This is a genomic window from Aquimarina sp. BL5 (assembly GCF_003443675.1).
Lineage (GTDB): Bacteria > Bacteroidota > Bacteroidia > Flavobacteriales > Flavobacteriaceae > Aquimarina.
On record NZ_CP031963.1, the window covers coordinates 5,727,050 to 5,737,500 of the forward strand.

At 33.7% G+C, this 10,451-nt stretch carries 5 protein-coding genes and 1 rRNA gene (1 of these 6 cut by a window edge); 3 read left to right on the forward strand and 3 right to left on the reverse strand.

Annotation, left to right across the window (positions count from 1 at the left end; all coding sequences use genetic code 11):
• The first annotated feature begins 6 nt into the window (after positions 1 to 6).
• Positions 7 to 1,935, forward strand: a complete 1,929-nt coding sequence (gene acs, locus D1818_RS24015) for an acetate--CoA ligase (protein ID WP_118462718.1) — start codon at positions 7 to 9, stop codon at positions 1,933 to 1,935.
• An 86-nt stretch (positions 1,936 to 2,021) separates the two neighbouring features.
• Here the strand turns inward: acs and D1818_RS24020 are convergent, their stop codons facing one another.
• The 3 genes from D1818_RS24020 to D1818_RS24030 form a co-directional block, all read right to left on the reverse strand.
• Complete coding sequence (locus D1818_RS24020; RefSeq protein WP_118462721.1) at positions 2,022 to 4,211, reverse strand: DUF3857 domain-containing protein; 2,190 nt, start codon at positions 4,209 to 4,211, stop codon at positions 2,022 to 2,024.
• A gap of 57 nt (positions 4,212 to 4,268) precedes the next feature.
• On the reverse strand, positions 4,269 to 6,191 hold the full coding sequence (locus D1818_RS24025) for a transglutaminase domain-containing protein (protein ID WP_118462725.1): 1,923 nt from the start codon (positions 6,189 to 6,191) through the stop codon (positions 4,269 to 4,271).
• Between the two features lie 211 nt (positions 6,192 to 6,402).
• A complete protein-coding gene (locus tag D1818_RS24030) occupies positions 6,403 to 7,551 on the reverse strand; it encodes a M42 family metallopeptidase (protein WP_118462728.1) in 1,149 nt (382 codons plus the stop codon).
• A gap of 107 nt (positions 7,552 to 7,658) precedes the next feature.
• Here D1818_RS24030 and D1818_RS24035 point away from each other — a divergent pair, with 107 nt between their 5' ends.
• Together D1818_RS24035 and D1818_RS24040 are read left to right on the forward strand one after the other, a co-directional pair.
• A complete protein-coding gene (locus tag D1818_RS24035) occupies positions 7,659 to 8,363 on the forward strand; it encodes a DUF4294 domain-containing protein (RefSeq protein WP_118462731.1) in 705 nt (234 codons plus the stop codon).
• A 785-nt stretch (positions 8,364 to 9,148) separates the two neighbouring features.
• Positions 9,149 to 10,451 (forward strand): 16S ribosomal RNA (locus tag D1818_RS24040); it runs 221 nt beyond the window's last position.

Below are 10,451 nucleotides of genomic sequence, written 5' to 3' on the forward strand. Positions count from 1 at the left end.
ACTACAATGAGTAACTATCACATAAAACATCTCGAGGAGTATTTTCAGGTATATAGAAAATCTGTGCGTAATCCAGAACTTTTCTGGAGTGAAATTGCAGAAGAACATTTTTTATGGAGAAAGAAATGGGATAACGTTCTGGATTGGGATTTTTCTAAACCTGAAGTAAAATGGTTTGATGGAGCAAAGCTTAATATTACAGAAAACTGTATAGACAGACATCTATATGTTCGAGGGGATAAAACTGCAATTTTATTCGAGCCCAATAATCCAGAAGAAGCTGCAGAACATATAACATATAATCAATTGCATGAGCGAGTATGTAAATTCGCAAATGTTCTAAAAACTAAAGGAGTTAAAAAAGGTGATCGTGTTTGTATTTACCTTCCTATGATTCCTGAGTTGGCAATTTCGGTATTGGCTTGTGCTAGAATTGGAGCAATACATTCTGTGATTTTTGCAGGATTTTCTGCTACAGCTCTAGCAACTAGAGTTAATGATTGTGAAGCTAAAATGATAATCACCTCTGATGGTTCTTATCGAGGATCAAAAACAATAGACCTGAAGGGTATTGTCGATGAAGCTGTTGAACAATGTCCGGGAGTGGAATCCGTATTGGTTGCAAAACGAATTAATACAGATGTTAAAATGAAATCAGGACGGGATGAATGGTTACAACCATTACTGGATAAAGCAGATGCAAATTGTATCCCAGAAGTTATGGATGCGGAAGATCCATTGTTCATTTTGTATACCTCTGGTTCTACAGGAAAACCAAAGGGAATGATGCATACTACTGGAGGCTATATGGTCTATACGGCATTTACTTTTAAAAATGTTTTTCAGTATAGAGAAGATGATATCTATTGGTGTACTGCAGATATTGGTTGGATTACTGGTCATTCCTATATAGTATATGGCCCTTTAGCTAATGGAGCAACTACTGTAATGTTCGAGGGAGTGCCGTCATACCCGGATTATGGAAGGTTTTGGGATATCGTGCAAAAACATAAAATTACTCAGTTCTATACAGCACCAACCGCGATCAGAGCATTGGCTAAAGAAAATTTAGATTATGTAACTAAATATGATCTATCTAGTTTGAAAGTTTTAGGAACGGTAGGAGAGCCTATTAACGAAGAAGCTTGGCATTGGTATAATGATCACGTAGGCCAAAAAGACTGTCCAATAGTGGATACTTGGTGGCAAACAGAAACAGGAGGTATTCTAATTTCTCCTATCCCTTTTGCTACGCCTACAAAACCAACTTATGCTACTTTACCAATGCCTGGAATACAACCCACTTTAATGGATGAAAGTGGTAATGAAATTATAGGAAATCAGGTAGAAGGAAGATTATGCATTAAATTTCCTTGGCCATCAATAGCACGAACCATATGGGGAGATCACAATCGATATAGAGACACCTATTTTTCTGCATTCAAAAATAAATACTTTACAGGAGATGGAGCCTTACGCGATGAAGTTGGGTATTATAGGATTACGGGTAGGGTAGATGATGTTATTATTGTCTCGGGTCATAATTTAGGAACTGCACCGATTGAAGACGCGATTAATGAGCATCCTGCTGTTGCGGAATCAGCTATTGTCGGTTTTCCTCACGATATTAAAGGAAATGCATTATACGGATTTGTTATACTAAAAGAAACAGGAGAATCTAGAGATCGAGATAACCTAAGTAAAGAGGTTAATCAGCAAATCACAGAACGTATAGGTCCTATCGCAAAACTTGATAAAATACAATTTGTTCCAGGACTTCCTAAAACTAGAAGTGGTAAAATCATGCGTCGTATTTTAAGAAAAATCGCATCTAATGATACTTCTGATCTAGGTGATATTAGTACTTTGTTAAACCCAGAAATAGTTGAAGAGATAATAGATGAGTTAGCATTTGTTACACCTGTTAAAAAATAATAAGATTTAATAATTAAGACTTTTACAAAAACAAATAGCCTCGCAATTGCGAGGCTATTTGTTTTTGTATGAATTACTAATAGTAATTATTGTTTTTTAATCAATATTTTTTGTTGAGAAAATTGATACGCAACTTCTAAAAATTCTAGCATTTTGGGCCAGTTGGTATTAGGCTCATAATTATGCGTGTAATATTTAAAAGTATTTATGGTCAATTTATTTCCTTCTAAGGTATGATTACTTGTAAAGCCTCCGGTTTCATTTTTCACTTCAAAATCTAGCTTATCCAATCCTGCTACTTCGTATCCATCAGGAATTGTTAAGTTAATCGTGTTGTTAAAAGATCTTGGGTAAGGCATACGAATATCTTCTTCTCTTCCTTTATCTTTTTCTTCGATAGCAATTTGTCCACCAATAAATTTTCCTATTTCAAAAAGATAATTAGGTCCAGCTCTTTTTAATAGATCATTCGCAGCTAGGAATTCTTCTTTGTAACTAAGTACGTCTTCTATATTGTATCTACCTGTTTCAAGAACTTCAAAAGAAAAATCTTCAATTTTGAAATCTAATTCTTCTTCAAGACTCTCTTGATATGATTCTTTTTGGACTGATACTATTTTTTCCTTAAATGCAGGAAATTCTTTCTCATATTTCTTCTTATTTCTTTTCTTTTTTAAACGATCATATAGTCTTTTAGTATTGTATTTCACGTGATCCTCTTCTGTGAAATTCAAAGAATTCAATCGGTCATTAATTTCATTTACTTTATTATGTCCTTTAAGAGCAGATTTTCTGAAAACTTTTATTTTCTCGAAACCGTCTACGAAAGTAATATCATATTGTTGGTTAGAATTATTACGTTTATAATCAGATACTGGTATCATTACTTTTTTTATCGTCTCTAATCGATGTCCTTTACCAGTTTCTAAACTATAAGCTTCATTACCTTCTAGATAATATGGGATGTAATTGAAGTTTGTGTGATTCCCAAATTGACTAACATATAGAGGGTTTTCCGGATCAAGATTAATCTTTAAAAACAAAGTGATGTCATCAGGAAATAGAAGGTCATCAATTTTTCCTTGACTTCTAGGTATTGCTGCAATCATCTCGAAAGGAATTTTCTCCTCTCTCAAAAAGGAAGCGTAGTAATTTATAAATTTTAATTCTTTGGTTATGTATTTCGGGAAAGCGTAAAATTGAAAGGGATTATCTACTGTCAGGTCGTTTTGGTATGCTACTGCAGCTTCAATAAATTGATTAAGGTAGTATTGTCTCATATAATAATACGCTTCTTCAATTCTTTCCTTTTTAGAAAAGTCTTTATCTTTTAGATATCTATCTGATCCTTTATAACCGTGATCAAATACAGTAATACCTTTATAGTAATTTAAAACCTCTTCATCGGTTACATTATCTTTAATCTTAGATTTTTCTTCACCAACAAATGCTTCTGTTCTTTTATCTTTTTCTAGAGCAACTTGAAATTTTACATATGGCGCATTTAACAATATATACTCCCACATGATTGGGTCGATTTTCTCTATATCTTTCATTTCAAAAGTATACCTCTTGTTTTTACCTTTTTCGGGACTTATATCTTTAGGCTCAGGTGCTCCATTTTCCGTTTTGATACTGATAAAAAAATCTTTTTTAGAATGAATGTCTAATTCATAATTCATGATAGGGTATTCTCCACTAATTACATCTCTAACCGATGGAGCTTCTAATACTCCCATAATAGGTTCTCGTTCTTTATAATAAATACAGAAATCGATAATATCTCCAATTTCCAAATCAGGGATTGCTAGCTTACTTTTTTTCGCAAACTTTCTAATAAAACCTCCGGCAACAGGAACAGTTCCGTCAGATTCTGAAGATTCTACTTTTTCTTTATCTACATCAATTATGTTTACTGATCCGTTCGGCTTTATAATCTTAACAATTAATTGTTTGTTCTGCCCCAATTTGTCAAATTCAGAAAAAGAATTTACAGAAGCTTGATCATTTAGCTTAATAATTTTTCTGGCTATTAGATATGTGTTAAGTGCTTTTTTTGCCTTAAAGTAGTAATAATCATAATCACTTAAAATGACAACAGCGGATTCATCTTTCCACTTATCAGGAATACCAGGTAGTTCTGCATATTGATCATCATCACTCCAGATATATTCAGCTAGATTATCTATTTTAGGAAGCTGACCATATACAGATATTGTCTGGATGAAAGAGATTACAAATATGATTTTTGTAATTAGATTACTTGTTTTTTTCATTGTTATTGATTGAATGTAAGTGAATATGATAAAAGGATGTATTCAATAATTTTATTGTTATTCTTTGGTCAAAATTATTTGTTGTTGATATTGCTTTTTTAATTTTTTATGAAATTCCTTCCAGGCGCTTAACTCAGTTTTACTGATAATCGCATTCTTAAAGTTGATATTCTTCTCATAAATAATTTTATCATTATCCGATGTATAGTTCAATGATATTTCAAAATCTTTATTGTTTACCGAAAGATTTTTTGGTAGCTCTTTCACAATATATCCTTCAGGGATTTCGATAGTAGTAGCCGTATTTTCTAAAGTTTTGTATGGTAAAACAAATGCGGTTTTTCTTTTGTCAAAATCTAATTGTTGGTAGCTTTTGTAGTAATCAATATCAATGTAAAGTTCATTTTCAAAACTACTGATTGCATTGTTTTGAGTTATATGATAGGATAAATGTAGGTCTTGGTCTCGATTACTTATATCGGTGATCGTAATGTCATCCAAAACTAAATTTTTATCTCCTCGTCCGATATAGTATTCTAATACTTCAGTCTTCCTATCTTTTTTTAAATTGTTGATGTTATATAAAATATCCGTTTTGCTTTCTCCTTCATATTTTCTTTTAATAGTTCCTATAAGCTTTTCTTCTTCGATTTTTAAACTAGATATTACTGTTTCTATATTGTTTTTAGAAATATTTGAAGGAATTGTATCTAGAATATAATCTTCCTCATTTTCTATCAAAACCTGTTTTTTCTGAATTCTTTCAGCATAAGTTCCTAAGGGATTATACTTTTCCGTAGCGTCTAAAAAATATTTTTTATCATCAACAATCACAGTACAAATCATATGATTATCCACGGCAATTGTAGGTAGTGAGTAGTCGTAAGCAATCCGTCTTGTGCCAATCCACGATAATCTAGCATCAAATCCCGCTATTTTCATCATTTGTTTAGTCAGATTGGCCATTCCTTTACAGTCACCGTATTTTTTCCGATATACATTGGCAGCTTCTTCTGGTTTGAAACCTGCGATTCCGTCTTCAAAGGCTATATATCTTATATTATCCTGAACCCAATAGTAAATCGCTTTTATCTTTTCCTCATCTGTATTTTGGTTTTCAATGATGGATAATGTTTTTTCTTTTAGAGATTCAGTATCATTATTTAATTGAAGTACCAGAGAGTGATACCATTTGTAAAGATCTTTAGTATTGTTAAGTAATACTTGTTTAGTGTCATTTTTAGTATGGGATTTAGCCAAAAATAGTAAGTGTGGTCTATAATGTGTAGGTCCAATACTATTTTCCTCTTTAACAACGGCTTCTACATTTTCTATAGTATAGGTATATTGGGTAATACCTTTGTTTTCAATTTGTTTTTTTTCTCTTTTTACAGAAATACTGTCCATATTGATTTCTCTGATTTCTACATCTAACCAATTTGGAATATTTACGGTAATTGTTTTTTGTACAATTGGAAAATAACTATCTAAAAAAGTGTTTACAAAGTATTTAACATCCTTATATTTCTTTTTATATCCGAAAGTGTATTTATATCCTAATAAAGGGAAGTTTAAACCGCTCCATTTAATTCTGGCATCAGAATGAAATAGTTCTTCCTGATTATAGTATTCATCCCTAAAACGTATACCTGCAGATTGACCATTTTTGTGATTTACGTATACATCTTGAATTTTAGATTGATCATCATATCCTATGAATAGAGGGATTTCTGTTCTGGATTTTAAGTTGATGAATTCCTGTTTAAACTTGTTTTTAACTATAACCTTATCGGTTTTTTTGTCAAAATCAAAATCAATAACTTCTGAGTGTTTTAGTAAAGCAATATCTTCATCAGGGTAGGAATTACTTAGTTCTTTAGCTAGTGATATATCTTCTTCTGTAGGTTCGAATTTCTTTTGAGAAGTAGCAATAAATGAAGTAGATAATAAAAGTAATAAAAAATAGTATTTTGATATCATAGGGATATTTTAGCACAAAATTAAAGGGGCAAATATATTAATAATGACCGATAAAAAGCATATAAAAATCGATAAAGAGTTGTCTTTAGTGGTTTTATCTTCTTTGTTTGAATTAACTTATTAAGGTTTTTGCGTTTTTTTATAAAAAAAACTGCACCTTATATTTAGTAAGATGCAGTCTAAGTTATCAAAAAAAAAGATTTTACTTTATTTATTTCTTAGCTTTTGGTTTGCTCTTTGGTCTTGGTTTTGCCTTTGTAGTTGGTTTCGGTTTTTCGAAATAACTAAAAGTTTCACCGGATTTAATAGCAAGTAAGCTTTCATATATTAGATTAATTACATTTTCTACATCATCTCTGTGAACCATTTCTACAGTGGTATGCATATAACGAAGAGGTAAAGAGATTAACGCAGAGGCAACCCCTCCATTACTGTAAGCAAAAGCATCAGTATCCGTACCTGTCATTCTACTAGATGCCATTCGCTGGAATGGTATTTTTTTCTTCTCTGCAGTGTCAATTAATAATTCTCTTAATCTATTCTGAACAGCAGGAGCATAAGAAATCACAGGGCCATCGCCGATTTTTGTTTCACCTTGAGTTTTCTTTTCTATCATAGGTGTAGTTGTGTCATGACAAACATCGGTAACGATAGCAACATCTGGTTTGATAGTGTGTGTAATCATTTCGGCACCTCTAAGACCTATTTCTTCCTGAACAGAATTAGTTATATATAGTCCAAAGTCTAACTTATCTTTGTTTTCCTTTAATAAGCGAGCAACTTCAGCAATCATAAAACCACCCATTCTATTATCCAAGGCTCGACAAACAAACTTGTCTTTGTTAAGAATAAAAAACTCATCGGGGTAGGTAATTACGCATCCTACGTGAACTCCAAGTTTCAAAACTTCCTCTTTAGTATTGCATCCTACATCAATACAAATATTTTCTAATGTTGGAGCTTGTTCTTTAGAACCTTTACGAGTATGTATTGCCGGCCAGCCAAACACGCCCTGTACAATTCCTTTTTTAGTATGGATATTTACACGTTTTGAAGTCGCTATTTGATGATCACTGCCTCCATTTCTAATCACATATATAAGACCATTGTCTGTAATATAGTTTACATACCATGAAATTTCATCAGCGTGCCCTTCTATAACTACCTTGTATGTTGCCTTAGGATTAATAACACCAACGGCAGTTCCATATGTGTCCGTAATAAATTCATCTACATATGGCTTCAGGTAATCCATCCATATTTTTTGTCCTTCCCATTCGTAACCTGTAGGTGCAGCATTGTTCAAATATTTCTCGAGAAAAGTCAAAGACTTCTTATTTAATATACTTTTTTTAGCCATTTATATATTTTTGTTTTGTACGAAGTTAATAATATTCACAAAGATTTTACAGTTTACAAACTGTTTATTACTAATTTTGGAACGATTTTAGAAGATCATTACCTACTATGCAGAAACATTTGCTATACATATTCATATTATTGTTCCCTTGTATTGGAATTTGTCAGAAAGAAGTCGACTCGACAAAAATAGATACATCAGGTTACGTACAGTATTATATAATAGAAGGAGATACTATTCCACATGAAGCTATAGATCTTGATGAAGTTGTAATATTAGGTAAGCTTAAATTCAAGGATAGATTAGCAAGAAGAAAGTATCTTATATTAAGACGTAAAACTAGAAAGGTGTATCCCTATGCAAAACTTGCATCAGATAGATTGACAGAATTAAACGAAAGATTAAAAAACATCAAATCAAAAAAAGCTCGTAAGAAATATATTAAAATACTTCAGAAGTATATGGAGGAGGAGTTTACAGCTGAATTAAAAAAGATGACTCGTACTGAAGGTCAAATTTTAGTAAAGTTGATACACAGGCAAACAGGTCAAACGATGTTTGATTTGGTTAAGGAGTATAGGAGTGGATGGAAAGCATTTTGGTATAACAGCACCGCTAAGCTTTTTAGTATTTCTTTGAAAGAACAATATGACCCTATTAATATAGAAGAGGATTACTGGATTGAGGATATATTACAAAGAAGTTTTCAATCAAATATTTTGGAAGAACAAAAGACTGCGCTGGATTTTAGTTTTTATAGTCTAAGAAATAAGTGGACCGACACTATTAGAGCTACAACAACAGAAAATTAAGATATACTTGCTAGCCTTTATGAATTAAGAGGATTTGCCATCTGTTATATTTTTTACTATAAATTTATTTTTTAAAGAGAGATAAAGGTATAAGCTTGTCCTGAAACTTTCGATAGATTCTTATCCCTACTACAAAAATCAATTTTTAAAATAGAATTAGAATTGATTTTATAGACTTGTGATACATTTTCTTGATTTTTTTTATCCTTTATTTTGATTAATTTTATTATATTCGCTATCCAACTTTTTAAAAACCAGTAGGTTTACAATTTTATTAAAAAATACTTATTATTTTTTGTTGATTTAACGGAAAAGGGTTGTATGTTTGCACCCGCAAAACGGGATATTGTTTTTGTTTAGTTCATTGATTAGGATTTTGTTTGTTTACGGTGGCTGAGGGAGTTTTTTAGGGACTCTGTTTAGTTATTGTTCAAGGCTTGAAAAAATATTTTAAATTATTTTAAAAAAGTTTTGGTAGTTTAAAAAGGGGTTGTATATTTGCACCCGCTTTGAGAAACAAGCGAAGTTCATAGGAATAAAAGTTATACTGGAGTAGGTTGATTTAGGTCATTTTTGAGGTTCGATTCCTTTTTAATTTACGATTAACGACCAGCAATGAAGATTGTGTTAGGTTCGTTGAAAGAGTTCATTGATATATTGATTGACAGCGCGTATTGCAATTGTATTTATATAATTGTTTTACATATAAGAATTAAGACTAGAAATATTTTTGAGATTACGATTTTAAATTCCTGTTGTTATTGTTAAATAATATTTAAGAATACACGATGAAGAGTTTGATCCTGGCTCAGGATGAACGCTAGCGGCAGGCTTAACACATGCAAGTCGAGGGGTAGCAGGTTGTGCTTGCACAATGCTGACGACCGGCGCACGGGTGCGTAACGCGTATAGAACCTACCTTATAGTAAGGGATAGCCCAGAGAAATTTGGATTAATACCTTATAGTATCCTAAGTGAGCATTCATTAAGGATTAAAGATTTATTGCTATAAGATGGCTATGCGTTCTATTAGTTAGTTGGTAAGGTAACGGCTTACCAAGACATCGATAGATAGGGGCCCTGAGAGGGGGATCCCCCACACTGGTACTGAGACACGGACCAGACTCCTACGGGAGGCAGCAGTGAGGAATATTGGACAATGGAGGCAACTCTGATCCAGCCATGCCGCGTGTAGGAAGACTGCCCTATGGGTTGTAAACTACTTTTATAGAGGAAGAAACAGTTCCACGTGTGGAACTCTGACGGTACTCTACGAATAAGGATCGGCTAACTCCGTGCCAGCAGCCGCGGTAATACGGAGGATCCAAGCGTTATCCGGAATCATTGGGTTTAAAGGGTCCGTAGGCGGGTCTGTAAGTCAGTGGTGAAAGTTTTCGGCTCAACCGGAAAATTGCCATTGATACTGCAGGTCTTGAATCATTATGAAGTGGTTAGAATAAGTAGTGTAGCGGTGAAATGCATAGATATTACTTAGAATACCGATTGCGAAGGCAGATCACTAATAATGTATTGACGCTAAGGGACGAAAGCGTGGGTAGCGAACAGGATTAGATACCCTGGTAGTCCACGCCGTAAACGATGGTTACTAGCTGTTCGGACTTCGGTCTGAGTGGCTAAGCGAAAGTGATAAGTAACCCACCTGGGGAGTACGTTCGCAAGAATGAAACTCAAAGGAATTGACGGGGGCCCGCACAAGCGGTGGAGCATGTGGTTTAATTCGATGATACGCGAGGAACCTTACCAGGGCTTAAATGTAGTATGACAGGTTTAGAGATAGACTTTTCTTCGGACATATTACAAGGTGCTGCATGGTTGTCGTCAGCTCGTGCCGTGAGGTGTCAGGTTAAGTCCTATAACGAGCGCAACCCCTGTTGTTAGTTGCCAGCGAGTCAAGTCGGGAACTCTAGCAAGACTGCCGGTGCAAACCGCGAGGAAGGTGGGGATGACGTCAAATCATCACGGCCCTTACGTCCTGGGCCACACACGTGCTACAATGGTAGGTACAGAGAGCAGCCACTTGGTGACAAGGAGCGAATCTATAAAACCTATCACAGTTCGGATCGGAGT